The sequence below is a fragment of the Bacillus sp. A1 genome (assembly GCF_042296235.1).
Classification (GTDB): Bacteria; Bacillota; Bacilli; order Bacillales; family Bacillaceae; genus Bacillus; species Bacillus velezensis.
On record NZ_CP141181.1, the window covers coordinates 2,567,075 to 2,592,440 of the forward strand.

Here is a 25,366-nt window from a genome sequence, read left to right on the forward strand (position 1 = left end):
TTTCCCCCCGGCTTTATGAATCGACATATCGTACGTGATCTATCGTGCCTTCCAAAAGGATTTCCTCAGGAAGGATTGCCTTAATGACCAAGTTTTTTCCTGATATGATACACTGCCCCTGCTTGAGCATCAGCCTGACTTCTTCTTCGCTGAACAGCAGGAGGCCTCTGTGATTCTCTATGTAGATATGAAGTCTGCCGACCATCGTAATACGAGGCAGATCCATCATAACGTCCGGGGGAATTTCCAATGCTCTTGTCAGCCATGCCTTTACACGATTCTTTCTTTGCCCCATAAAAAAAGAACCCCCTTTCATCTCATATGTATGATTTGAAAAGGGGTTCTAACACTTTATTTTTTACCGATGTTCCGCATGGTCCGGTGCGGTTTTTTTGCACGGGGCGGACCCAAAACCTCACTGAATATAATGCCTTGAACCGCAGTTTCTTTATTTATTTTGAGGGCTGATTTCTTCAGAGACGCGTTTCGTGCGCGTGCGGATGTCAGCTTATGTTCAAGCCCGTTAAACATCTGCTCCGTCTCCGCTAGGCGCTTTTCAGCTTCCCTTCTTTTTTGCTCAAAAGGGTTCTCTTCTGAAACGGCAGGCAATTCTTCCGCTTCCGGCTTATGCTCTTTCTGCGGCTGTTTTTGATCCTGCTTTTTTGCCTGATTTCCGGGACGTGTACCCGGCGGACGTTTTTCATCTTTGTTTTTCTTGCCGAATATTGCCGATATAATGCCGATGACGGCGGCAATGACGAGCGGATTTGTCAGAATCTCGTGCATATAGCGGCTCCCTCCTTAATAGAGAGGTTATTGTTGGTCTTCATCTTGCTGGTCATTCGTCAGCTTGCCGATAGAATCCCTCATGTCCGTATCCGCGTCGATATTTTTTATGTTCATATAGTCCATGACGCCGATGTTTCCTTCACGCAACGCTTCTGCCATCGCAAGCGGCACTTCGGCTTCTGCTTCCACGACTTTTGCACGCATTTCTTCTACGCGAGCGCGCATTTCCTGCTCTTGGGCGACCGCCATGGCGCGGCGCTCTTCGGCTTTGGCCTGCGCAATGTTTTTGTCTGCTTCTGCCTGATCCGTCTGAAGAATCGCTCCGATGTTTTTGCCGATATCAACGTCGGCAATGTCAATCGAAAGAATTTCAAATGCGGTGCCTGAATCCAGCCCTTTGCCAAGTACAGTCTGCGAAATCATATCAGGATTTTCAAGCACTTTTTTATGATTGTGTGAAGAACCGATTGTTGAGACAATCCCTTCTCCGACACGGGCGACAACCGTCTCTTCTCCCGCTCCTCCGACAAGGCGCTCAATATTGGCTCTTACCGTGATTCTGGCTTTTGCCTTTACTTCAATTCCGTCCATGGCGACACCCGCGATAAACGGTGTTTCAATGACCTTCGGATTGACGCTCATCTGTACGGCTTCCAATACGTCACGCCCGGCCAGGTCAATGGCTGCGCAGCGTTCAAATGTCAGTTCAATATTGGCGCGCTGTGCCGCAATCAGGGCATTGACCACCCTGTCGACATTACCTCCGGCCAGATAATGGCTTTCGAGCTGATTTGTTGTTGCGGATAGGCCGGCTTTGTGCGCTTTAATTAACGGATTGACAACGCGGCTTGGTATGACGCGCCGCAGCCTCATCCCGACCAAAGTGAAAATGCTGATTCTGACTCCTGCCGCAAGCGCCGAAATCCATAGCATCACCGGTACAAAGGTGAAGAATATGGCTAACACAATAATGGCAGCAGCAACTAATGCTAAAATCGCCAAACTTGACAGTTCCATCTAATTCCTCCTCAAGGTTATCATCTATATTTCTCTCACGACAATGCGTGAGCCTTCCGCTTTCACTACTTTCACCTGTCTGTCTTTTTCAGTGAATGATCCTTCCGAGACGACATCCAGACGTTCATCATCAATAATGACGGTGCCTGACGGTCTGAGGGCTGTAGCGGTAATGCCGACTTTTCCCAACAGCTCCGTCCGGTTCTGATTTGAAACATAACCGCTCTCCGTGCTTGTTGAATCAGTTAATATTAATTTTTTAAAGAATTTCATTCGTTTCCCCAACACCCTTGTTAATATGATAAAAGCTGTAATAGATACAGCAAAGGCGATCAAGAGAGAAACCGCCATTACAGTAAAGCTGCCCGCAGCGAGAAAGAGGCTCGCGATGACGCCTGCAATACCGATAAGACCGATTATGCCTCCGGGCAGAAATATCTCTAAAAGGATAAAAACCAAGCCCGCGCAAAATAAGAATACGCTGTCATAGCCGGCGAATCCGGCAGCGATATGCCCGGTAAAAAACAGCAGCATGGCCGTCAGTCCGACGGCACCCGGTATCCCGAGGCCCGGCGAGAACAATTCAATGGTCAAACCAAGCAAAGCAAGCGTTAATAAGACGGGGACAACAAACGGATTTGTCAGCCATCTGCCCAGTTTGCCGACGAAACCTTCTTTTGCATGGTGAACATCCGCTTTGTCAAAACCGAGCTTTGTATATAAAGCATCAAGGTCTGAAACCGTGCCCTCCGAATATCCGACTTCCTTAGCTTTTTCAGCTGTCAGTGTCAGCAGTTTTCCCTTTGGGGCGCCCGCTTCCTTTGCGTTGATGGCGGGGTCAGCCATGGCCAGCGCATATTTCGGATTTCGGTTGTTTTTAACCGCTGCGTCCTCCATTTCTGCATGCCACAGTGATTGAGCCTTTTTGTCTGCCGCGTTTCCTTTTCCGTCGATGATGGCTGCGGCACCCATTTTTCCGCCCGGCGCCATATAGATTTCATCTGCCTGAAGCGCTATATACGCTCCGGCAGAAAGCGCCCGTTTATTAACGTAAGCGGTAACAGGCACATCCGCGCGGCCGATGATATCCGCAATATCCAAGGCTGATTGAACGGCGCCTCCCGGTGTATTGATGTCAAGAATAATGTGTGACGCGCCGGACTCCTTCGCTTCTTTAAAAGAACGCGATAAAAACGAGGCGAGCCCCTGTTCGACATTTTTCTCAACCGGGATGACATAAACCGATGGATGATCAGCTTTCGCGTTCAATTGAACCCCTAATAAAGATAATACAAATAAGCCCAATAGAGCAACAGCAATTCCGGTTTTTTTTCGGAACAAGGCAAATATACCCTCCTTCCCGTTTCGTTCTTCTTTATATACGTAACAAATGTACTTTAGTTTCATTTTTTTATGTATAAAAAAAGACATCTCTCTAGGAAAGATGTCTTTTTTCTTGTCAATTAAGATAATTGACTGCTGACAAGTCTGTTAATTACGCTGCCGTCAGCTTTACCTTTTACTTTAGGCATAATAGCACTCATCACTTTGCCCATGTCCGCTTTGGAGCTCGCACCGACTTCAGCGATGGTTTCATTTACAATTGTCTGCAGCTCTTCTTCAGAAAGCTGCTTCGGTAAATAAATTTCTAAAATGTCCAGCTCTTTTTGAACTTTATCTACTAAATCTAAACGATCAGCGTTTGAAAATTCATGGAGGGAGTCTTTACGTTGCTTAAGTTCACGAGATAGGACAGTAAGTTCCTCATCCTCGGTCAAACTGTCTTTCTTAAGCTTAATTGCTTCGTTTTGAAGTGAAGCTTTCACCATTCGAACGACAGTCAGTTTGTCTTTCTCACGGCTTTTCATATACAGCTTCATATCTTGGTTAAGTCGCTCAAGAAGACTCATAAATCCACCCTCTTTTAGAATTTGCGTTTTCTAGCAGCTTCTGACTTTTTCTTGCGCTTTACGCTAGGTTTTTCATAAAATTCGCGCTTTCTTGCTTCTTGCAAAGTACCTGTCTTTGATACACTGCGTTTGAAGCGACGAAGAGCATCTTCAAGCGATTCGTTTTTTCTAACGACCGTTTTTGACATTCTCTTTCCCTCCCTCCGAATACACCAATCGACTACCTTTAAAAAGATACATATATAAACATGTACTTTGACATTATAATATAAGCCATCAGTCAGGTCAACTAAGCGAGCTCACTTTTCCGTCATGAATAAGGCTGCTTGTCTATATAATGATGGAAAGGGGTGTTTCGTTTGATAATACTGATTCTCTTTACCGCACTTATCCTGTTTTTTTTACTCGGAATGAGCCTGCTCAGGCAGGGCCTGATCGCATTAACGTATTCAAAAATTGAGAAAAGCCTGCTCTTATTTACCGACCACCCTTTGAAAGCTTTTCTCATAAGCATCGTATTCACCGGTTTTCTTCAGAGCAGCTCAGCCTTCATGGTCATTGTCATCGGCTTTGTCAGCGCAGGCGCTTTATCTTTTAAACGGACCATTCCGATGATTCTCGGCACGAATGTCGGCTCCACGTTTACGACGGAGTTTTTAGCCATAAAGATGGACGTGCTCATTTGGGTGCTTTTTATCGGAGGCCTTGTGTTTATCCTCATCCGTAAATATCCGTTCAGGCAGATCGGTATAAGCTTCCTCGGTCTCGGCATCATCTTTTTTTGCATCACATGCTTCAGCCGGCTTGCCGTTCCGCTGACAGAAATGAAGGCGGGGGCGGAGGTTTTGCGCCATGTGAATGATTCGAGCTGGTCCGCTCTTTTTATCGGTATGATATTGACGGCTATCATTCATTCAAGCTCCGCCTGCATCGGCATTTTGATGAGTTTTATGAACGAAGGGGTGATCGGCATTGAACAAGCGGTCAGCGTCGTTCTGGGATCTAATATCGGGACATGCGTCACGGCCGTCATGGCTGCTGTTTCAGGCGGTTATGCCGCCAGACAGACCGCCGGTGCTCACGTAGTGTTTAATATTCTCGGCGTGCTGCTCGTCTTTCCCTTCCTGTCCGCATCAGCAGGTATTACGGAGCGCCTGTCTGATGATCCCGCGCAGATGATTGCGCATTTCAGCCTGTTATTTAACGTAGTCACCGCGTTATTGTTTCTGCCGTTCACACATTTGTTTTACCGGCTGATTGACAGGCTGATTCCTCCGAAACCGTAAAAAAACCGATGCGGGAAGGCACCGGTTTTTTTATCTGTTATGAAGACATGCGCATGTTCCGGGTCATTTCATCCTCAACGACGCGGACGAATTGTCCTTCGTTATACGGATAGCCCGCTTTTTGAATTTTGACTTTGACAAGTTTGCCGATTACATCTTCCGTGCCTTTGAAGACGACTTTCATGTAATTGTCCGTATATCCGACGAACATGCCGTCCTCATCAGACTCTTTAAACGCCTCTTCCGGAATGATTTCCAGAACCTCTCCTTCATAATCGGAGGCGTATTCTTTGGCAAGCTGGTCAGACAGCGCAATCAGCTTATGCACCCGTTCGTTTTTCACGTTCTCGTCAACCTGGTCTTCCATTCTGGCCGCAGGTGTTCCGGTGCGTTTGCTGTAAGGGAATACGTGAAGCTCTGAAAACTTATGTTCTTTAATGAACCGGTATGTTTCCATAAATTCTTCTTCCGTTTCACCCGGGAAGCCGACGATGACATCAGATGTGACGGCAAGACCCGGCAGCGCTTCTTTCAGCTTATTTAAACGGTCTGCGAAAAATTCCATCGTATATTTGCGTCTCATCCGTTTCAGAACGGTGTTTGACCCTGACTGAATCGGGATATGAAGGTGGCGGACGATTTTATCAGACGCGTCCAGCACTTCAATCACTTCATCAGTGATTTGGCTTGCTTCAATAGATGAAATTCTGATCCGCTTCAGTCCTTCTACACGTGTATCAAGCTCGCGGAGAAGCTTGGCGAAATTATAATCTTTCATATCTTCGCCGTAGCCGCCCGTATGAATCCCCGTCAGGACGATTTCTTTATAGCCGGCATCCACCAGCTGCTGCGCCTGTTTAATGACTTCTTCCGGATCGCGGGAACGAAGCAGGCCGCGCGCCCAAGGGATAATGCAGAACGTACAGAAGTTGTTGCAGCCCTCTTGGATTTTTAACGACGCTCTTGTGCGGTCAGTAAAAGCGGGAACATCCAGCTCTTCAAACACGCGTGCTTTCATAATATTGCCGACGCCGTTGATCGGCTGACGCTCTTCCCTGTACTGCTCAATGTAACCGAGCATTTTTTCACGATCCTGCGTGCCGACGACGATGTCAACACCCGGGATGGCCATAATTTCTGCCGGAGAGGTTTGCGCATAGCACCCTGTTACGCAGATGACGCCGTCAGGATTTTGGCGGATCGCCCGTCTGATGACTTGACGGCTTTTTTTATCTCCCGTGTTTGTTACCGTACATGTATTAATGACATATACATCTGCTGTCTGTTCGAATTCTTTTCGTTCATAACCCACATCTTTAAACAGCTGCCAGATTGCTTCTGTTTCATAATGATTGACCTTGCAGCCAAGGGTATGAAAAGCAACAGTTGCCATTACTGATCACCTCTTAATAACTCTGTATGATAGGAAACTGCGCTTAACGCGTAAAGAGGCGCAGTTTCAGTCCGTAAAATTCTCGGTCCGAGGCCGCATAAGACGGCGCCTTTTTCTGAAAGCTGATGAACTTCAGACTCAGTCAGACCGCCTTCAGGGCCGAATACGATTAAAAGAGACGAACCTTGCGGAAGGCTTTTAAGCTCCGCGGCGAAAGCGCCCGTTTCTCCCTGCTTTGATGACTCCTCGTATGCAACGACACATTTATCGACATTCTCCGCCATTTCAAGCAGCTGCCGGAACGTATGAACGGTTTTCACTTCGGGAATTTCATTGCGGTACGATTGCTCCGCCGCTTCCTTCGCGATTTTCGCCCATCTCTCCCGTTTTTTCTTTGCCTTTTTGTCGTCTAGCTTAACGACGGATCTGGCGCCTTGAAAAGGGATGAACATACTTGCCCCCAGCTCGGTCCCTTTTTGGATAATCCATTCAAGCTTATCGCCTTTCGGGAGGCCGCTTGCGATCCTGATCTTCAAAGGCAGTTCACGGTTTTCACCCGTCCACTCAGCAATGCTGCATGATATATGATCTTTAGAAACCTCTTTAAGCAGGCATAACGCTTCATGGCCGTCTTTCGAACAGCAGATAATCCGGTCTCCCGCACTCATTCTCATGACGTTCGCTATATGGTGGACGTCTTCCCCCGTGATTTGAAAATCAGGAGTTTCGTCCATCTCCTGCTTCGTGAGCTCGATAAAATATCGTTGCATACGCTGTGACACCTACTAACTGTTATTTTTTCGCGATGATGCTGACCCAATCTTCCATAGACAGAATTTCTATGATGGTAAAGCCGGCTTTTTCCAACGCTTCTTTTACTTCCTGTTTTTTCTGGCCGATAATGCCTGAAGTAATAAAATGGCCTCCGTCTTTGAGCAGGTCGTACGCCTGTGATGTAAAGCGGAGAATCACTTCAGCCAAAATATTTGCGACAATGACATCATGTTCGCCCGTGATGCCGTCTAACAAATTGTTCTGCTTCACTTCGGCCGTATCACTCACTTTGTTCAATTTCACATTCAGACGCGCGCTTTCAACAGCGACCGGATCAAGGTCATACGCATGAACCGATTCGGCCTCAAGCATGGCGGCCGCGATGCTTAAAATTCCTGAACCGGTGCCGACATCAATGATACGGTCGCCTTTTTGAACGATACGCTCAAGCGCCTGAATGCACAGAACTGTTGTCGGATGCGTTCCCGTACCGAATGCCATACCCGGGTCCATTTCGATAATCAGTTCATCTGTATGAACAGGTGTATACGTTTCCCATGTGGGAACGATCGTGAACTTTTCAGAAATTTTCACAGGATGATAATACTTTTTCCAAGCTGTCGCCCATTCTTCTTCATTAACTTCAGAAATGGTGATTTTATTTCTGCCCAAATCAATGTCGTACAAAAGCAGATTATTAATCGTCTCTTTAATGCCGTCCACCGTTTCGCCGAGGAAACTGTTGATCGGCAGATACGCTTTGACAATGACACCCTCATCGGGGTAATCATTGGGGTCGAGCTGGTAGATTTCCCCGTAAACATTCTCACGCTCTTTCATTAAATCAAGCGGATCTTCGATGACAACCCCGCTCGCACCAGCTTCATGCAAAATATTTGAGATGGGTTCGACCGCTTCATGTGTTGTGTGAATGCTGATTTCGGACCATTTCAAAACTACCAACTCCTATCCAATCATTACTCGCCTTTAAATGCGCGTTTTACTTTGTCAAAGAAACTCATTTCTTGTTCATCCGGCAGGTTTCCGCTGACTTCAGCGAACTCGCGGATGATGTCTTTTTGTTTATCTGTCAGATTCGTCGGTGTGACGACGCGGACGACAATGTGCTGGTCGCCTTGTCCGTAGCCCCGGACGTTTTGAACGCCTTTGCCTCTTAATCTGAATTTCGTGCCGGTTTGTGTGCCGGCAGGTATTTTCAATTTCACTTTTCCGTGAAGCGTCGGCACTTCCACTTCGTCTCCGAGTGCCGCTTGGGCAAACGTTAACGGCATTTCGCAATAAATATCGTCTCCGTCGCGCTCAAAGAACTCGTGGGCGCGCACATGGAATACGACAAACAGATCTCCCGCAGGCCCTCCGTTTACGCCCGGTTCACCTTGGCCCGGAACGCGCAGCTGCTGTCCGTCATCCACACCGGCAGGAATCGTGACATTGATTTTTTTCCGTTTTTTCACTTTGCCCGTGCCGCCGCAGTCAGAACACTTGTTTTTGATGATTTTTCCTGTTCCTTCACAGTGGTGGCAGACTCTTCGGTTAACCACTTTGCCAAACGGCGTGTTCTGTTCGACGTTCAGCTGGCCTGAACCTCCGCAGTGCGAGCACGTATCCGGCTTTGTTCCCGGCTTCGCGCCAGACCCTTTACATGTTTCGCAATTCTCTTCGCGCGGAATTTCAATGATCGTTTCTTTTCCGAAAGCCGCGTCTTCAAATGACAGGGTCATTGTATACTGCAGATCCGCGCCTTGCCGCGGCGCATTCGGGTCACGGCGTCTCGTGCCGCCTCCGAAGATGCTTGAGAAGATGTCATCGAAACCGAAGCCGCCGAAGTCTCCGCCGCCTCCGAAACCGCCGCCGAATCCCTGGTTAGGGTCTGTATGGCCGAATTGGTCATATTGAGCGCGTTTTTGGTCGTCTGAGAGCGCTTCGTACGCTTCTTTTACCTCTTTGAATTTTTCATCTGCTCCGGATTCTTTATTGATATCAGGATGATATTTTTTTGAAAGCTTCCGATAGGCTTTTTTGATTTCATCCTTTGAAGCGCTCTTACTTACCCCAAGCACTTCATAGTAATCACGCTTACTCATCTCGCTTCACTCTCCCGAATTTCTCACATAAATTAGATTGTATCATTTTGAATTATGTTTTTTCAATTCCTTTTATCCCGGGCAAGAAAAAAAGTCAAAGCCAAGAGATGCCTGACTTTGACTTTCTGTCTGTTGAATCAGAATATGCTGTGTGTTCTTCCGCCTATAGCCATGCGGGAAAGAACTTATTTTTTCGTTTCGTCGTCTTTTACTTCTTCGTATTCCGCATCGACAACGTTGTCGTCCGCTTTTTTGCCTTCAGCGTTTGCTCCGCCTTCAGCCTGCTGCGCTTTTGCAGCTTCTTCATAAAGCTTCATAGAAAGCTCTTGAACGATTGTTTGAAGCTCATCTTTTTTCGCTTTGATGTCTTCAATTTCGTTTTTCTCGATAGCGGCTTTCAGCGCGTCTTTCGCGTCGTTTGCTTTTTTCACTTGCTCTTCGTCCACTTTGCCTTCCAGATCTTTTAATGTTTTTTCCGTTTGGAACACAAGCTGGTCAGCTTCGTTGCGGACTTCGATTTCTTCTTTTCTCTTCGCATCAGCGTCAGCGTTTTCTTCCGCTTCTTTTACCATGCGTTCGATCTCATCATCAGAAAGACCTGAAGAAGATTTGATAGTAATGTTTTGTTCTTTTCCTGTGCCTAAGTCTTTCGCTCTTACGTTTACGATACCGTTTTTGTCAATATCGAAAGAAACTTCGATTTGCGGTACGCCGCGCGGTGCCGGCGGGATATCAGTAAGCTGGAAGCGGCCGAGCGTTTTGTTGTCGGCAGACATCGGGCGCTCACCTTGAAGCACGTGAATGTCAACAGCCGTTTGGTTGTCAGCAGCGGTTGAGAATACTTGAGACTTGCTCGTCGGAATTGTCGTGTTGCGGTCGATCAGTTTCGTGAACACGCCGCCCATTGTTTCAATACCGAGAGAAAGCGGTGTAACGTCAAGAAGAACAACGTCTTTTACGTCTCCCGTGATGACGCCGCCTTGAATCGCTGCACCCAGCGCTACAACTTCATCAGGGTTTACGCCTTTATGCGCTTCTTTACCCGTTTCTTTTTTGATTGCTTCCTGTACGGCAGGAATACGTGTTGATCCGCCGACAAGGATAACTTTGTCGATTTCGCTTGCAGAAAGATCCGCATCTTGAAGAGCCTGACGGACAGGAGCCATTGTGCGCTCAACAAGGTGAGCGGAAAGCTCTTCGAATTTAGCGCGGGTCAGTGTCAGCTCAAGGTGAAGCGGACCTGCTTCTCCCGCCGTGATAAACGGTAAAGAAATTTGTGTGGATGATACGCCGGAAAGATCTTTTTTCGCTTTCTCAGCCGCATCTTTCAAACGCTGAAGCGCCATTTTGTCTTTTGAAAGATCAATGCCGTTTTCTTTTTTGAATTCTGCTACGAGATGATCGATGATGACTTGGTCAAAGTCGTCCCCGCCAAGACGGTTGTCACCGGCAGTTGAACGGACTTCAAACACGCCGTCGCCAAGTTCAAGAACAGATACATCAAACGTACCGCCGCCAAGGTCGTAAACAAGAATTGTTTGGTCTTCGTCCGTTTTATCAAGTCCGTATGCAAGCGCTGCTGCAGTCGGCTCGTTGATAATACGCTCTACTTCAAGACCGGCGATTTTACCGGCATCTTTTGTCGCTTGGCGCTCTGCATCGTTGAAGTATGCAGGAACCGTGATAACGGCTTTTGAAACTGTTTCGCCGAGGTAGCTTTCAGCATATGCTTTCAGATGCTGAAGGATAATAGCTGACACTTCTTGAGGCGTGTAGTCTTTTCCTTCGATTTCCACTTTATAGTCAGTACCCATATGGCGTTTAACAGACATGATTGTGTTAGGATTTGTGATTGATTGGCGTTTCGCCACTTCCCCTACTTGGCGCTCGCCGTTTTTAAATGCAACGACTGACGGAGTCGTACGGTTTCCTTCAGCGTTGGCGATGACTGTAGGCTCTCCGCCTTCAAGCACTGCCACACATGAGTTTGTCGTACCCAAGTCAATTCCGATTACTTTACTCACTTTGAATTACCTCCTGCTATGTAGTTATTGATTCACTTTTACCATTGAAGGACGGATGACGCGATCCTTCAGTTTGTAGCCTTTTTGCAGTTCTTCGATAACAATATTGCTGCCGAAGTTTTCATCTTCCACCTGCATGACGGCTTGGTGAAGGTTCGGATCAAATTCCTGACCGACAGCTTCGATGGCTTCAACGCCTTCTTTTTCAAGTGCGTCCATCAGCTGGCGGCGGACCATTTCCATACCTTGCAGCAAGCTTTTTGTCTGCTCGCTTTCAGCTTCTACCTGTAACGCCCGTTCAAAGTTGTCGAGAGCCGGAAGGATTTCCGTTACGACGTTTTGAGAACGGTATTTCTGAGCAGCTTCCATTTCAAGGCGGCTGCGTCGTTTATAGTTTTCAAAGTCTGCTTGAACACGCAAAAGTTTGTTTTCTTTTTCATCAAGCAAACCCTGCAATTCATCAATTTGGTGCTGAAGGGCTTCTTCCTGACCTGCCGTTTCTTCATGCTGCTCTTGTGAAGCGGCTTGTTCTGCCTGTTCTGTCACTTCTTCTTGTTCTGCTGCTTCAACCTGTTCTGCGGTTTGTTTTTCTTCTGACATTGTGTTCACCTCCCTCAAATGCTGTAAAAAGATGACTGAAAATGATTGCCAAAATTCCCTTATTCATCATACAAACTTGTGAATGCTTTTGACAAGTCCGAAGTCACGTGCTGCAGCAGGCTGACGACTCTTGAATAATTCATGCGCGTCGGCCCGATAATGGCGATTGATCCGATCTGTTTCGTATCAACTGTATAGGTGGCCGTGATTAAACTGCAATTTTCCATTTCTTCGTAGTCATTTTCTTTGCCGATTTTGATTGAAATCCCGGCTTTTGATGACTGAAACAGCTTCAGAACATCCTGCTCTTTTTCAATTAAAGATAAGAGCGAGCGGACCCTTTCAATATCATGGAACTCCGGCTGATTCAGCATGTTGATCTTTCCGCCGAAAAATAATTTCTCAACGTGGGCCGCCGGATGGAATGTGGAGCGGAGCGATTCAAGTATGCTGTCATAGTTGGCGATATGCTGCCTTAAATATGTGACAACCTCTTTGAAAATGCGCTCATTCAGTTCGTCCATCGGCACGCCCGCTAATCGATCGTTTAATATATTGACCAGTTTTTCAATATCGGCCAGATCCACTTTAGCCGGGAAATTGATAGTGCGGTTTTCGACATGCCCCGTGTTCGTGACGAGGATGGCGACCGCCTTATCCGGCTGGATCGGAACGATTTGAATCTGTTTAAGATAGTTCTCGCTCAGCGTCGGCCCGAGGACAATCGATGTGTAGTTTGTCAGATCGGACAAGATTTGCGCTGATTTTTGGACTGTTTTTTCCAGCTCGAAGATTTTTTCTTTAAATATCGAGTGAATTAAATCCAGATCGGTTTTTGTCAGCTTGACGGGTGACAGCAAATGATCGACATAATACCTGTACCCTTTTTCCGACGGAATCCGTCCTGAGGATGAATGGGTTTTTTCAATAAAGCCCAATTCCTCCAAGTCAGCCATCTCGTTTCTGATCGTTGCAGAGCTGAATGTAATCTCGTCTTTTTTTGAAAGAGTTCTTGATCCTACAGGCTGCGCTGATTGTATAAAATCATTAATAATCACTTGCAGGATCAACAGCTGACGATTTGTTAACATCATCATCACCCCTGTTAGCACTCAAGGTCAGCGAGTGCTAATTCTATATCAAAAGTAACAAACCAAAAGAAAAATGTCAATTATAACTCACCCAAAAAAGCGCCAAAAACCTCATTTCCTAATAATTTGCCCTCATGCGTTAATGCAACCGATTCTTCCGTGTCACAGATCAGGCCTTTTTCGGTTAAATCTTTGAGAACATCGGGAAACAGTTCGTCGACCGAGCGTCCGAATTTATCGAGAAAAGCTTGCTTTTGTACGCCGGACATTTTTCTGAGACCGAGGAACATTTCTTCTTCAATCTGCTCCTCACGTGTCACCTCGTGCGTGTCACGGTAAGGCAGCCCCTTTTCTTCGATGAGCTGCATGTAATGTTTCACAGGCCCGGCGTTGACGGTGCGCGTGCCGCTGATATATCCGTGAGCGCCAGCGCCAAAACCGAAATACTCTTCATTGCTCCAATACGTCAGATTATGCTGCGATTCGTATCCGGGCTTTGCAAAGTTACTGATCTCGTATTGACGGATGCCCGCTTCACTCATCTGCCTCATGACCGTTTCATACATCTCGGCCTCTTGTTCTTGCGCCGGGAGATGCAGGCGGCCTTTTTGCATTAAATTATAAAACACCGTTTTCGGCTCTACGATCAGCGAGTAAACGGAATAGTGCTCCGCATCAAGAGACAAAGCCGTTTTGACGGAATTGTCAAGATCGGCCAGCGTCTGACCCGGCAGGCCGAACATCAAATCGAGACTGATGTTGTCGAAGCCGAGAGCCCTCGCACGTTCAAAGGAAGTGAATACGTCCTTTTGTTTATGCACTCTGCCGATTTTTTGTAAAAGCTCATCTTCAAAGGTTTGAACACCGAAGCTCAGCCGGTTGACACCGGCATTTTTCATGATTTTTAATTTTTCCGGGGACAAATCATCCGGATTCGCTTCCGCGGCAAATTCTATGAGTCCGTCAGAAGGCTTCAGCACGCGGTGAATGGAATCCATCAATTTTTCCAGCTGGACGGGTGAGAGCGATGTCGGCGTGCCTCCCCCGATAAAAATCGTACGGAGATCAGGGCGTCCCGTCCGTTCTATTGTATTTATCATTTCCTTTTCGAGTGAGTTTAAGTACTCATCGACAGGCTGGCTCTGAATAAAATATTTATTGAAATCGCAATAGTGGCAGATATGCTCACAAAACGGGATATGAATATAAGCTGATTTCATTTTGAAACACCTTCTTCTTTACAGAAAGAAGCCGCAGTGCGGGACTGCGGCGGCTTCCGTTATTTTTTCGGGCTGTCATCCATTTTAAGAACGGCCATAAACGCTTCCTGCGGCACTTCTACTGAGCCGACCTGCTTCATCCGGCGTTTTCCTTCTTTTTGTTTTTCAAGAAGCTTCCGTTTCCGCGAGATGTCTCCTCCGTAACATTTTGCAAGGACGTTTTTCCGCATGGCCTTAATGGTCGAGCGGGCCACGATTTTCTGTCCGATCGCTGCTTGAATCGGTACTTCAAAGTGCTGGCGCGGAATAAGCTCTTTCAGTTTTTCCACAATTACTTTTCCGCGTTCGTACGCGTAATCGCGATGCACGATAAATGACAGCGCGTCGATTTTTTCTCCGTTCAGCATAATGTCCATCTTGACAAGTTTAGACGGTTTGTAGCCGATCAGTTCGTAATCAAAGGACGCGTAGCCTTTTGTGCTTGATTTCAGCTGATCAAAAAACTCATAGACGATTTCCGCTAATGGCATGTCATAGACAATGCTGACACGATTTGCGTCTAAATATTGCATGTCGATAAAATTGCCGCGTTTTCCTTGGCAAAGCTCCATCACCGCACCGACATAATCGTTCGGCACCATCATTGTCGCTTTTACATACGGCTCCTCGATTCTTTCGATCTTTTGCGGGTCAGGCATGTTGGACGGGTTGTCGACAACAACCTTTTCGCCGTCTGTCATATACACATCATAGATAACACTCGGTGCCGTTGTGATCAGGTCGATTTTAAACTCACGCTCAATCCGCTCCTGAATGATTTCCATGTGAAGCATACCTAAAAATCCGCAGCGGAAACCGAATCCGAGCGCTTGGGATGTCTCTGCTTCATATTGAAGCGATGAGTCATTCAGTTCAAGCTTCTCAAGAGCTTCCCTTAAATCGTTGTATTTGGCCGTATCGATCGGATACAAACCGCAATACACCATCGGGTTCAGCTTACGATATCCAGGCAATGCTTCGGCAGCCTGATTGGCCGCGCTTGTTATCGTGTCACCGACGCGTGTGTCACCGACATTTTTGATCGCAGCAGTTAAAAAGCCGACATCGCCGACGGTCAGTTCATCTGTCGGAGTTGCTTTCGGCGTGAACACACCGACTTCTGTCACTTCAAACTCTTTTCCGGTTGCCATCATTTTAATTTTCTGGCCCGGTTTGACCGTTCCTTCTACGACTCTGATATACGCGACGACTCCGCGGTACGCGTCATAAAGCGAGTCAAAGATGAGCGCTTTCAGCGGAGCTTCCGGATCTCCCGCAGGAGCCGGCACTTTTTCTACGATCTGCTCTAAAATGTCTTCGATGCCGATGCCCGCTTTCGCTGAAGCGAGGACGGCGTCTGAAGCGTCAAGGCCGATAACGTCCTCAACCTCTTGACGCACACGTTCTGGCTCTGCGCTCGGAAGATCGATTTTATTAATGACAGGAAGAATCTCAAGATCATTATCAAGCGCCAGATAGACGTTCGCCAATGTCTGCGCTTCTATTCCCTGAGCCGCATCAACAACGAGAATCGCGCCTTCACAGGCAGCCAGGCTTCGCGATACTTCATATGTAAAGTCGACGTGTCCGGGCGTGTCGATGAGATGGAATATATATTCTTCTCCGTCTTTTGCTTTGTATTTCAGCTGAACGGAATTTAATTTGATGGTAATTCCCCGTTCGCGTTCAAGGTCCATTGAATCAAGCAATTGTTCTTTCATTTCCCGCTGGGTGATCGCCGATGTTTTTTCTAAAATCCGATCCGCCAAGGTCGATTTGCCGTGGTCTATGTGGGCGATGATGGAGAAATTCCGGATTCTTGACTGCCTCTCTAAACGCTTTTCTTTATCTGTCACAATCTATCACTCCTACTATTAAACGCAAAATACACTAGCTTAGATTATATCAATAGGATTGTAAACATTCAATTAAAACAAGAAAGAGAAAAGCTTCCTTTAAGGAATCATCCGCTTTTCTCTTCATCAATGCTAACGGTTCAGTTTCGAAACCCACTCATACATCGCCTGCGCCGAGTCCGTCACGGTATTTGAAAGGGTTTCTCCGGCTTTTGAAAACAGGTTGAAGGTTTCCGCCTGTTCCAGCTGTTTTTGTTTTTCTTCCAGATCTTTCGCCGTAACGGTTTGTCCCAAAATGGAAGCTTCTTTTTCCTGTCCTTCTCCGCCGCCGAGCGTGAATGCTCCTTTTAAGGAGGGATCTTTGTATCCTTTCATATCAAGCATTCCGCTGTTTGCCTGCTGCATGCCGAACAAAACGCCGAAAAACATGACAATGGCGATCAGCAGGCATTTGCCGGTAAAACGGATCATTTGAATCACCTGATTTCTATTGTTTTTTCTTCTCTCCTGATTGCGAACTGACCTTTTCTGCATCCCAGTACAGTTCGCTGAACACATCGGCCACGGCATCTGATGCGCGCCTCAGTTCTTCAAGATTGTTATCCACGCCCCCGAATTCCAGCAGAAGCGACCGATCGTTTAAATCTTGGTTGTATACTCCATTATCTCCCGGAGAGCCTTTTGATAAAACACCGACGCTTAAGCCGGGGTATTTTTTCTCCATCAGCTTATGAAGTTCACTTGCGAGTTTATAGTTTTCTTCAAAATTAGCGCTTTTTTTGCCGACGACGATGGCGACTCTGGCATAGCTTTTTCCTTTAATGTCGGCTGTCGTATTTTTCTTGCGGCGGGAATCCCGGTGAATGTCTATGGTATATTGCAGGTTTTTATTTTTGGCGAGCGCGCTTTTTACGACCGGCCTTGATTCGTCATAGCTTCGCGCATAATTTAAGCCGTCTTTGTTCAGGCGGGCCTGAATGTCGGTTTTATCTACGGCCGCTCCTACACCTTGCGCTTCAAGCGCTTTTCCGAACATATCTCCGACAAGCGTGACATTGGCCTTCGAATGGCGGGCGTTATCCGGATTTGTTTCCCCCTTTAACAGAGGAAGATAGGATTCGGTATTATGAGTGTGGTAAATAAAAACGACTTTTTTGCTGCCTGTTGAATGTTTCGGCGGCGCCGTTTCTTCTTTTTTCGTTTTGTTTTCGATTTCTGCCAGGTTCACTTCTTTTTCTTTTTCCATCACCTTCGACGGCGGCGGAGATTCAGCAGGCATATTCGTATAATCCGTCCCCTGCCCCGCCAGAAGGATCTCCGTATCGTATTGGGCAAATCCCGGCAGCTCACGTCCCAAGAAACTCCGCGGGTCTTCCATATTAATACTTGTCGCCAGTTTTAAGGAAAGCCGGGACAGCTGAAAAGAGTCTTTTTCAGGAAGCTCTGAGGCGAAATAATGATTTTCCATACCGAGGAGGTGTGCAAACGCGTCACCCGGAAGTTCTCCGGCAATTCCGTGAAGAGAATCCGAAGAAAGCCTCAGTTCAGGGCGAAGCGATGTGAGCACACCCGATAATACGAAAATAACGATAAGGCTTGTCATAAACAAAAACATGCCCTTGAGCGCATTTCCACCGTTTACTGCAACGACAATTTGACGGTTTCTGCGTTTTTTTCTCATGATTTGAATCCCTCCAGCGCTTGTCTAGTAATTACTCTATGAACAAGCTAGAGGAGGTAGAACCATTTTAATGATTATAAGAGCCTTTGTTATCTTGTGACACTTTTTCATGAAGGGCGGTGTTTAACCCGTTTGCAAGCACGTTCGCCATATCATCAATAAAAGTGTCAATCTCCTTCGGCGTGACCATCAGATTATGGCCGAGCGGAGAGAGCACTTCGTGAATCAGCTGGCGTTTTTCGTTTTCGTCCAGTGTGCCGACAATACCGAGAAAGGATTGGCGTTCTTTTTCTCCGGGAAGGTCTTCGTCTGTCAGCACCTTCTTTTTGCCGAAGTTCATTCCGGCGGGCACCAGAGATCTTGACGGGCTGTCATCTTTCATCTCTCTGCCGAAATGCTTTAATATATAATCCACCGTATCGCTCGCGATCGTAACCGCATCAACGACAGTCGGTACCCCGATTGCGATGACGGGGATGCCGAGCGTCTCCTTGCTTAATTCTTTTCTCTTATTGCCGACGCCTGATCCCGGGTGAATGCCCGTATCAGAAAATTGGATGGTCGTGTTCACCCTTTCAACGGCTCTTGCCGCAAGAGCGTCTACCGCAATCACAAAATCCGGCTTTGATTCTTTGATCACACCTTGAATAATATCGCTCGTTTCAATTCCCGTTAATCCCATCACACCGGGAGCGAGCGCGCTGACCGGCCTGTACCCTTCCTGCACGTTTTCCGGCTGAAGCCTGAACAGATGCCTTGTCACAAGAAGGTTTTCGGTCACGAGAGGGCCGAGCGCATCCGGCGTCACATTCCAGTTGCCGAGACCGACGATCAAACAGCTTGCATCCTTTGGAATCTTTAATGCCGACAGATAGGCGGAAAATTCCTCGGCAAACACTTCCGTTACTTTTTCCTGCATCTCGGAGTCGTGTTCCCGAACCCCTTGCGCCTCGATCGTGACATAGCGCCCCTGCTTTTTCCCCGATAGCTCGGCGCCTTCTTTGGTAATATCGACGGTTCTGACTTTAATGCCGCCCTTGTCGCGTTCTTTTTCAATAAACCCGTTTATTTCTTTTTTCTGACCGGCTTGTCCGTCTTTTACCGCCTGTTTCGTTTCTACCGCTAAATCCGTCCGTATCAGAAATTGATTGACATCCAGTTCGTTGTTTTTCACAGGGAAGACCTCCTTCAATCATCGTGGTACATAGTGTGGCCATTTACAAAACGAATCATGCGAATTTACCCATCAACGAAAAATACTTTACATTTATATTGCAATCTAAAGTTCTGTTTGATAGAATACAATTTGTTCTATTGTGAAGAAGATTTAACCTTAAGACACTGTGCTACAGGTTGTATCTTAGGAGGTGAAACACATGCCAAACATTAAATCAGCGATTAAACGTACAAAAACAAACAACGAACGCCGCGCTCATAACGCGACAATCAAATCTGCTATGCGTACTGCAATCAAACAAGTTGAAGCTTCTGTTGCTAACAACGAAGCGGATAAAGCGAAAACTGCTCTTTCTGAAGCAGCGAAACGCATTGATAAAGCAGTGAAAACAGGTCTTGTACACAAAAATGCCGCAGCTCGATACAAATCTAGACTTGCGAAACAAGTGAACGGACTTTCTGCATAATACAAAAACGATCCCTGTAACGGGGATCGTTTTTTTCATTCAGTCCGGAGAAGCTCAAGGAGAAAGAGCTCCAGCAAGAGCTGCTTGTCCTTTTTCCCCGTTTTCATTTCATAATCCATCACTGCGAGTCTTTCTATAATACGCCGCAGCTCTTCTTCAGAAAAAAGCCTCGCCTGATCCATCGCCAGCTTTACCCGGAAGGGGTGCACCTTTAAGTTGGAAGCGATTTGCTTTTGGCCGTATCCTTGTCCTGCAAAATACTTCGTCTGCATAATCAGACGGAATTGGTTGGCGATCAGCGCCATAATTTTGATCGGTTCTTCGTTTTGTTTTAAAAGATCATAAAATATTTGAAGACTTTCCGTCCGTTTTCGGTTCACGATTTTGTTGATCAGCTCAAAAATATTCTGCTCCAAACTTCTTGCGACGAGCTCCCGGACATCTTCAAGTGTGATCTCATGTCTGTCACCGGTGTAGGCGGAGAGTTTTTGTATTTCCTGATATATGGAAGACAGATGGCCGTTTGCAAGCAGAACCAAATGCTCGGCAGCTTCTGTATCGATCATTTTATTTTCGGATTTCGCCAGATTAATCGTAAAATCAGTCGTCTCCTTTGCATTCAGCTCCTTAGCTTCAATCATAAGGGCTTTTTGCTTCAGCGCTTTCGTCAGCTTTTTCCGTTCGTCCAGCTTCTCATACGGAGCCACAATCACAAAGACCGTGTAAGGTGCAGGCTCCTTCAGATAAGTCTCCAGAGCGGCTGTATTATGCTCTATTTTTTCTTTCTTTTTTTCCCCTGTTAAAAAAGACGGGTTTTTTACGATGACCAGCCGCTTCTCTCCCATAAACGGAAACGTTTCCGCATCGGTTACGGCCTGGTCAAGCGGATCTTCTTCAAGATCAAAAACAGACAGGTTAAAATCTTTTGTCTCCTCATCAACGACAGCTTGTCTGATCCGGCTGACAGTCTCTTGGAGCAGATACGTTTCTTTTCCGTATAAGCAATAAACGGAGCGGACATCCCCTTTTTTCAGGGCTTTCCAAACATCAAATACCATGATCGTATGACTTCCTCTCTTTCTTGATCCCCTTCTATCCTAAATTGAGTTCGGCAAATAGTAAAGAGGAAGCTTTAAGGACAGCTTCCTCATTTATAATAAACGCCTGATTCACAAGCTCCCGGGTCTGCTTGTAAAAAGGCGATAATCACAAGAACAGAAAACGTTACCATCACTTCTAGATTTTTCAAAACAATTCCAGTATACTTAGGGAAGTCAGGAGGGATGAAATTGAATGATTTTGAAAAAAACGTTCAAAGCAAACGAAATGATGCTGTTGACTCAGCTGTCGGTTTTGTCGTGTCCTTCGGATTTTTCGCCTTTTTGTTCGTGATGGCAACAGCCATCCATCTTATCGGCTCTTAGCCGCATTCCGGGCTGCTGTCAATCGGCAGTCTTTTTTACTTCTTGCGCCCTGGTTTCTTCTATATCATATGGAGGGAAGACGGAAAACGTTCCGGCGCCTTTTTCAAATCTGTATTGAATCGTTCCGCTGATATCGGTGCGAAGCACATTGACAGAGTACGCCTTCAAACGATCCAGCACTTCTTCATGCGGATGATGGTATCGATTCTCTTTTCCTGCTGAAATCAGCGCTGCTTCCGGCTGAAGCTGTTTCAAAAAGGCTTCACTCGTTGAGCTTTTGCTGCCGTGATGACCCGCCTTCAATATATCAGCCTTCAGTTTCGGATACGTTTTCAGCACTTCTGTTTCGCCGTCCGATTCTAAATCTCCCGTCAAAAGCCAGCTCACTCCGCCTAAAACCGTCCAAAGCACCAGTGACGAATCATTTTTACTCTTTCCGTCAGATGACTCCGGAGACAGCACCTGAAACTGAAGATCACCCGCTGTAATGGTGTCGCCCCGTTTTGCTTCGGCAACGGGAATGTTGTTTTCTTTCGCCATTTTTAATATGTTCTGATCCTTCGGTTCTTTTACGAATCCCACGGGGACAATTAACCGTTTGACTCTATGATTTTTGATTAACACTCCGGCTTCTCCGATGTGATCCTGATCCGCATGGGTTAAAATCAGCGCATCCAGCTTTTTCACCCCTTTTCCGTTTAAAAACGGAATCAAAACCTTCTCGCCGATAGAATACGGGTGGCGTTTTTCTTTCCATGATTCTCCGGGATAAGCAATCACTCCCCCTGTATCAACCATTACGGTCCCTTTGCGGTGCGGCGCGCTTATAAACAGCGAGTCTCCCTGCCCGATATCAAGCATATCCGCTTCTCCCCATGGACTGAAATACGGACGGCATATTAAATAAGCCAAAACCGCGCAGAAAAAAAGAGCCGATTTCCTGAGTTTTAAAAAACCTCCCTTTTCCAAAGCCGCAAAAAGCGTAAAAACGGAAACCGCAAGCAGAAGAAGGGAAAGAAAGTCAGGCTTTGACACAATCATAGTAAATAAATCAACGGATGCCGCATATGTAATGAAATCATGCACAGGCTTCATCACAAGGTCAAACATATCAAACAAACATTCTCCCACCTGCCTTGAAAGCAAAAGAAGAAGGAAACCGATGACAGAAACCGGAATGACAAATAACGTATAAAATGGCACCATCACCATGTTCATCGGAAAACTGACAAGTGAAATTTGCTGAAAATGATAGAGAAGAAACGGAAGTGAGCTGAGCTCTGCAATGAATGAGGCCATCGCAAGCCCGGCAAGTCTGCTTTTCCCTGCTTTCTTTAAAATGGAGGATGACAGAATTAAAGAGGCGCTTACCGCAAAGGAAAGCTGGAAGCCCGCCTGCCAAAGGAGGTAAGGATTAAACAGCAGGAGCAGCAGATAAGACAGAGACAATGCAGCAGAGGAATGAATGCCGCGTTTAACAAGAGTTCCGGCGATATAAAATCCCAGCATGAGGGATGCGCGCAATACGGATGGGGCGGCACCGCTCAGCAGCGTATATACCGGCAAAAACAGCAGCAGCAACATCCCCGCCTTTTCTCTTGTCAGCCCGATTCTGATCAAAGCATAAAATAGTCCCGCCGTAATAAGACCGACATGCATTCCGGAAATCGCCATTAAATGAACGACTCCCAAATTTTGATATGCACTCAGTATATCGTCCTCTATAGAAAATCTTTCACCTAAGGTCAGCGCTTCAACAATTCCGGCGGAAGATTCAGGCACGTGATTCCGAATGATTGAAATCAAATTTTTTCTGATGTTCAGCAGTTTAAACAGCGGCTGTTTGGATTTTTCACACCGCTGAATGGAAGTCACGGAAAATAACCAGTGAATCTGCTGAGAGTAAAGATATTCCTTATAATCAAAACCTCCGGGAATCGTCGCATGTGCAGGCTGTTCCAGAGATCCTGTAAACGTGCAGCGCATCCCCGGTTCAAGCTGTTCAATGAGTCTCTTTTCCTCAAGAGACCGGATTTTATACGAAGCCGCCCATTTTTCCTTGTCATGTGTACGGATAACGGCTGACATTTTCGCTCCGTCAACCTTCGGAATATTAGTGATGACGGCCTGTTCAGTATAACTGCCGGCCTGATATCGCGTTACATTCGCAGCGTCACAAACCGTATAAAGAAAGAAATAAACACAAAAAGAAACGAGGCAGATGATAACCGGGGCAGGCTGCTTTGTTTTTATCATAATAAAGAGAAGATACAGAAGAAAAAGGAGCAGAACCCAGAAGACATGAGCGGCGGCAATCCCCGCAGTTGCAGAAACCGCCGCCAGAGGCAGAAGAAGGTATTTATATTTCATTTATACGTAACTGGTAAACAGCTCATTGGCCTGTTCATGAATTTTTTTCAGTTCATCTGCCTTAACTCCCGCATCAGATAATTGCTGAATCAGACCTGCGACAAAAGACAATTTTTCGCGGTTTTTCAGATCGATGATCATTTCATCAAGTTCGACCTGCTCCACCTTGACTCCGGCTTGGCTGAACAGCTCTTTTGCATAAGGCTGTGTTTTGTAATCTTCGGCATAATAGACCGTTTTGATGCCTGCCTGGATAATTGATTTGCAGCATTGAATACAAGGATAATGCGTCACATAAATTTCGGCGCCCTCCGTCGGAACACCGAACTTAGAACATTGCAGAATCGCATTCATCTCTGCATGTATGGTCCTCTGGCAATGATTATCTATTAAAAGGCATCCTTCATCAGCGCAATGGACGCCGCCGGCAATTGAGCCGTTGTATCCGCCGGCAATCATCCGCTTATCTCTGACTACGGTTGCCCCGACTGACAGTCTCGGACATGTGCTTCTCAGCGCCAGCAAATGGCTTTGCGCCATAAAATATTGATTCCATGAGATTCGTTCCACAAGTGTTCCCTCCAAAAAGTCTTGTTGCTTTCCTAAGTTTACATAGATTTAAGCAGAACCGTCAATTCACTTTACCGTAATGGAAGTTTTTATCCGCTCAAATGACTTTTCTCCAAAGCCTGATACATTCATCAAATCTTCAGCAGTCTGAAACCGTCCGTTTTCTTCTCGGTAGGCGATAATCGCTTCCGCTTTTTTCTGCCCCACCCCGGAAACCGCCTGAAGTTCGTCCAGAGATGCCGTATTGATATTGACAGCTGCATTCTCCTTTTCACCCGCTGTTGTTTTCGGGCGATTCTCCTCTTCGCCTTCACTCGGAATATAAACAATCGTCCCGTCCTGCAGCTGCTCTGCTAAATTAACATTCAATTCATCCGCCTTTTTCTTCAGGCCGCCGGCTTTTTCAATGGCTTGCGTCACTCTGTCTCCCGCTTTCATTTCATACACGCCGGGATTTCGGACCGCTCCTTTCACATCAATCATAATCTTATCGTCTGCGGTGTCTTTTTTGTCCGCGACGGATGCTGAGACTGTTTGGCCGAGCACGGACTGCTGTTTGACCGGCTCTTCCTTTTCAGAACGAAACAGCCAAATGCAGATAAAAACCGCCCCTGCCGCAAGACAAGCGCCCAGAATTTTCAGGTTCCGCCGCAGCCGCTCCGTCATCATCGCTTTCGTCATATTGCATTGCCTCCCCGCATAAGGTTTAGAGGATTAAGGGAAAAAGGAGGGGAATTCATTGAAAATAGGCTTTATCGGCACCGGAAACATGGGAACGATCCTGATTGAATCGTTTATCGAATCAAACGCTGCCGATCCCTCACATATCACCATCACAAACAGAACAATCGAAAAAGCATTAAAACTAAAAGAACGTTTCAGCGGCATCCATGTCACCGAGGATCAGGAAAAGCTCGTACAGGACAATGAAATAATATTCATTTGTGTAAAACCGCTGGATATATATCCTTTGCTGAAAAAACTCACACCGCATTTACGAAAAGATCACATTTTAATCTCCATTACCAGCCCCGTTCAGACGGATCAGATTGAACATACGGTTCCGTGTCAGACGGCCCGCGTCATTCCGAGCATTACGAACCGCGCCTTGGCCGGCGTCTCGCTTGTTACGTTCGGCAAAAGCTGCAGCGAGGCTGCAAAAGCAGATATTCAAACACTGTTCACTCATATTTCAAAACCTGTGGAAATCAGCAGCGGCATTACAAGAGCGGCGTCAGACATTGTCAGCTGCGGGCCCGCTTTTATGAGTTATCTCGTTCAGCGCTTTATTGACGCGGCAGTGGAAGAAACGGACATCACCAAAGAAGAAGCCGTGATTATGTCGACAGAAATGCTTGTCGGTCTCGGAAAGCTTCTTGAAACGGGGCATTACACGCTTCCCGCCTTGCAGGAAAAAGTATGCGTAAAAGGCGGCGTCACCGGGGAAGGGCTGAAGGCTCTCGAAAGCGGTGTTCAGGATATGTTCAACCGTGTCTTTCAGCGTACACATGACAAATACGATGAAGATATATCGTTAGTGAAGAAGCAATTTCACGTGTAACTGAGTATGCCAT

Annotated in this window: 25 protein-coding genes and 2 pseudogenes; 4 read left to right on the forward strand and 23 right to left on the reverse strand. The window is 46.5% G+C overall.

What is annotated here, in order from left to right; all coding sequences use genetic code 11:
• Positions 1-13: 13 nt before the first annotated feature.
• The 6 genes from yqfC to rpsU form a co-directional block, all read right to left on the reverse strand.
• Positions 14-295, reverse strand: coding sequence for a sporulation protein YqfC (yqfC, locus tag U2H13_RS12490; RefSeq protein ID WP_003152966.1), 282 nt, complete (start codon positions 293-295; stop codon positions 14-16).
• Between the two features lie 56 nt (positions 296-351).
• Complete coding sequence (locus tag U2H13_RS12495) at positions 352-786, reverse strand: hypothetical protein (protein ID WP_007408281.1); 435 nt, start codon at positions 784-786, stop codon at positions 352-354.
• 27 nt (positions 787-813) lie between these two features.
• Positions 814-1,806 (reverse strand): flotillin-like protein FloA, encoded by a 993-nt coding sequence (gene floA, locus U2H13_RS12500; RefSeq protein ID WP_014418409.1) that lies wholly within the window; start codon positions 1,804-1,806, stop codon positions 814-816.
• 24 nt (positions 1,807-1,830) lie between these two features.
• Positions 1,831-3,147 (reverse strand): nodulation protein NfeD, encoded by a 1,317-nt coding sequence (locus U2H13_RS12505; RefSeq protein WP_021494330.1) that lies wholly within the window; start codon positions 3,145-3,147, stop codon positions 1,831-1,833.
• Between the two features lie 122 nt (positions 3,148-3,269).
• Positions 3,270-3,716 (reverse strand): GatB/YqeY domain-containing protein, encoded by a 447-nt coding sequence (locus tag U2H13_RS12510; protein WP_003152958.1) that lies wholly within the window; start codon positions 3,714-3,716, stop codon positions 3,270-3,272.
• Between the two features lie 14 nt (positions 3,717-3,730).
• Positions 3,731-3,904, reverse strand: a complete 174-nt coding sequence (rpsU, locus tag U2H13_RS12515) for a 30S ribosomal protein S21 (RefSeq protein WP_003152957.1) — start codon at positions 3,902-3,904, stop codon at positions 3,731-3,733.
• 171 nt (positions 3,905-4,075) lie between these two features.
• Between rpsU and U2H13_RS12520 the strand changes: the two genes are divergently transcribed.
• Entirely contained in the window at positions 4,076-5,002 is a 927-nt protein-coding gene (locus tag U2H13_RS12520; protein ID WP_376700478.1) for a Na/Pi symporter, read from the forward strand.
• A 37-nt stretch (positions 5,003-5,039) separates the two neighbouring features.
• Here the strand turns inward: U2H13_RS12520 and mtaB are convergent, their stop codons facing one another.
• The 12 genes from mtaB to gpr all read right to left on the reverse strand — a co-directional run bounded on the left by mtaB (position 5,040) and on the right by gpr (position 18,959).
• Positions 5,040-6,395, reverse strand: coding sequence for a tRNA (N(6)-L-threonylcarbamoyladenosine(37)-C(2))-methylthiotransferase MtaB (gene mtaB, locus U2H13_RS12525; protein WP_110124265.1), 1,356 nt, complete (start codon positions 6,393-6,395; stop codon positions 5,040-5,042).
• Positions 6,395-7,165 carry a 16S rRNA (uracil(1498)-N(3))-methyltransferase gene (locus tag U2H13_RS12530; RefSeq protein WP_007408275.1) on the reverse strand — a complete coding sequence of 257 codons (771 nt, stop codon included), beginning with the start codon at positions 7,163-7,165 and terminating at the stop codon, positions 6,395-6,397. The genes mtaB and U2H13_RS12530 overlap by 1 nt, the downstream gene beginning before the upstream one ends.
• A 22-nt stretch (positions 7,166-7,187) precedes the next feature.
• Positions 7,188-8,123 carry a 50S ribosomal protein L11 methyltransferase gene (prmA, locus tag U2H13_RS12535; RefSeq protein WP_014418413.1) on the reverse strand — a complete coding sequence of 312 codons (936 nt, stop codon included), beginning with the start codon at positions 8,121-8,123 and terminating at the stop codon, positions 7,188-7,190.
• Positions 8,124-8,146: 23 nt separating this feature from the next.
• Positions 8,147-9,274: a molecular chaperone DnaJ gene (gene dnaJ, locus U2H13_RS12540; RefSeq protein ID WP_003152895.1), complete on the reverse strand. Its 1,128-nt coding sequence runs from the start codon at positions 9,272-9,274 to the stop codon at positions 8,147-8,149.
• 185 nt (positions 9,275-9,459) lie between these two features.
• Positions 9,460-11,298: a molecular chaperone DnaK gene (gene dnaK / locus U2H13_RS12545; protein WP_007408273.1), complete on the reverse strand. Its 1,839-nt coding sequence runs from the start codon at positions 11,296-11,298 to the stop codon at positions 9,460-9,462.
• Positions 11,299-11,322: 24 nt separating this feature from the next.
• A complete protein-coding gene (gene grpE, locus U2H13_RS12550) occupies positions 11,323-11,898 on the reverse strand; it encodes a nucleotide exchange factor GrpE (protein WP_003152892.1) in 576 nt (191 codons plus the stop codon).
• Between the two features lie 59 nt (positions 11,899-11,957).
• Positions 11,958-12,989, reverse strand: a complete 1,032-nt coding sequence (gene hrcA / locus U2H13_RS12555) for a heat-inducible transcriptional repressor HrcA (RefSeq protein ID WP_003152889.1) — start codon at positions 12,987-12,989, stop codon at positions 11,958-11,960.
• 80 nt (positions 12,990-13,069) lie between these two features.
• Positions 13,070-14,209: a radical SAM family heme chaperone HemW gene (gene hemW / locus U2H13_RS12560; protein ID WP_012118022.1), complete on the reverse strand. Its 1,140-nt coding sequence runs from the start codon at positions 14,207-14,209 to the stop codon at positions 13,070-13,072.
• A 59-nt stretch (positions 14,210-14,268) separates the two neighbouring features.
• Positions 14,269-16,104 carry a translation elongation factor 4 gene (gene lepA, locus U2H13_RS12565; RefSeq protein ID WP_014418416.1) on the reverse strand — a complete coding sequence of 612 codons (1,836 nt, stop codon included), beginning with the start codon at positions 16,102-16,104 and terminating at the stop codon, positions 14,269-14,271.
• A gap of 132 nt (positions 16,105-16,236) precedes the next feature.
• The gene (locus U2H13_RS12570; RefSeq protein WP_007408270.1) at positions 16,237-16,575 is read right to left on the reverse strand and encodes a YqxA family protein; all 339 of its coding nucleotides are present in this window, start codon (positions 16,573-16,575) and stop codon (positions 16,237-16,239) included.
• Between the two features lie 16 nt (positions 16,576-16,591).
• Positions 16,592-17,785: a stage II sporulation protein P gene (spoIIP, locus tag U2H13_RS12575; RefSeq protein ID WP_222884996.1), complete on the reverse strand. Its 1,194-nt coding sequence runs from the start codon at positions 17,783-17,785 to the stop codon at positions 16,592-16,594.
• A gap of 67 nt (positions 17,786-17,852) precedes the next feature.
• The gene (gene gpr / locus U2H13_RS12580) at positions 17,853-18,959 is read right to left on the reverse strand and encodes a GPR endopeptidase (protein ID WP_014418417.1); all 1,107 of its coding nucleotides are present in this window, start codon (positions 18,957-18,959) and stop codon (positions 17,853-17,855) included.
• A 202-nt stretch (positions 18,960-19,161) separates the two neighbouring features.
• On the opposite strand from gpr, the gene rpsT reads away from it, so the two are divergent.
• On the forward strand, positions 19,162-19,428 hold the full coding sequence (gene rpsT, locus U2H13_RS12585) for a 30S ribosomal protein S20 (RefSeq protein ID WP_003152876.1): 267 nt from the start codon (positions 19,162-19,164) through the stop codon (positions 19,426-19,428).
• Here the strand turns inward: rpsT and holA are convergent.
• Together holA and U2H13_RS12595 are read right to left on the reverse strand one after the other, a co-directional pair.
• A pseudogene (holA, locus tag U2H13_RS12590) lies at positions 19,391-20,486 on the reverse strand (DNA polymerase III subunit delta). The gene rpsT and the pseudogene holA sit on opposite strands and share 38 nt — an antisense overlap.
• Positions 20,487-20,525: 39 nt before the next feature.
• Positions 20,526-20,677, reverse strand: a pseudogene (locus U2H13_RS12595) (hypothetical protein).
• A gap of 40 nt (positions 20,678-20,717) precedes the next feature.
• Here U2H13_RS12595 and U2H13_RS12600 point away from each other — a divergent pair.
• A complete protein-coding gene (locus tag U2H13_RS12600; RefSeq protein ID WP_003152870.1) occupies positions 20,718-20,852 on the forward strand; it encodes a YqzM family protein in 135 nt (44 codons plus the stop codon).
• 18 nt (positions 20,853-20,870) lie between these two features.
• On the opposite strand, the gene U2H13_RS12605 is transcribed toward U2H13_RS12600, so the two are convergent.
• The 3 genes from U2H13_RS12605 to U2H13_RS12615 form a co-directional block, all read right to left on the reverse strand.
• A complete protein-coding gene (locus U2H13_RS12605) occupies positions 20,871-23,222 on the reverse strand; it encodes a DNA internalization-related competence protein ComEC/Rec2 (protein ID WP_376700479.1) in 2,352 nt (783 codons plus the stop codon).
• Positions 23,223-23,792 (reverse strand): ComE operon protein 2, encoded by a 570-nt coding sequence (locus U2H13_RS12610; RefSeq protein ID WP_003152868.1) that lies wholly within the window; start codon positions 23,790-23,792, stop codon positions 23,223-23,225. It lies immediately after the preceding gene.
• A gap of 66 nt (positions 23,793-23,858) precedes the next feature.
• Positions 23,859-24,473, reverse strand: a complete 615-nt coding sequence (locus U2H13_RS12615; protein ID WP_376700480.1) for a helix-hairpin-helix domain-containing protein — start codon at positions 24,471-24,473, stop codon at positions 23,859-23,861.
• A 58-nt stretch (positions 24,474-24,531) separates the two neighbouring features.
• Between U2H13_RS12615 and comER the strand changes: the two genes are divergently transcribed.
• The gene (gene comER, locus U2H13_RS12620) at positions 24,532-25,353 is read left to right on the forward strand and encodes a late competence protein ComER (protein WP_015240246.1); all 822 of its coding nucleotides are present in this window, start codon (positions 24,532-24,534) and stop codon (positions 25,351-25,353) included.
• The last annotated feature ends 13 nt before the right edge of the window (positions 25,354-25,366 follow it).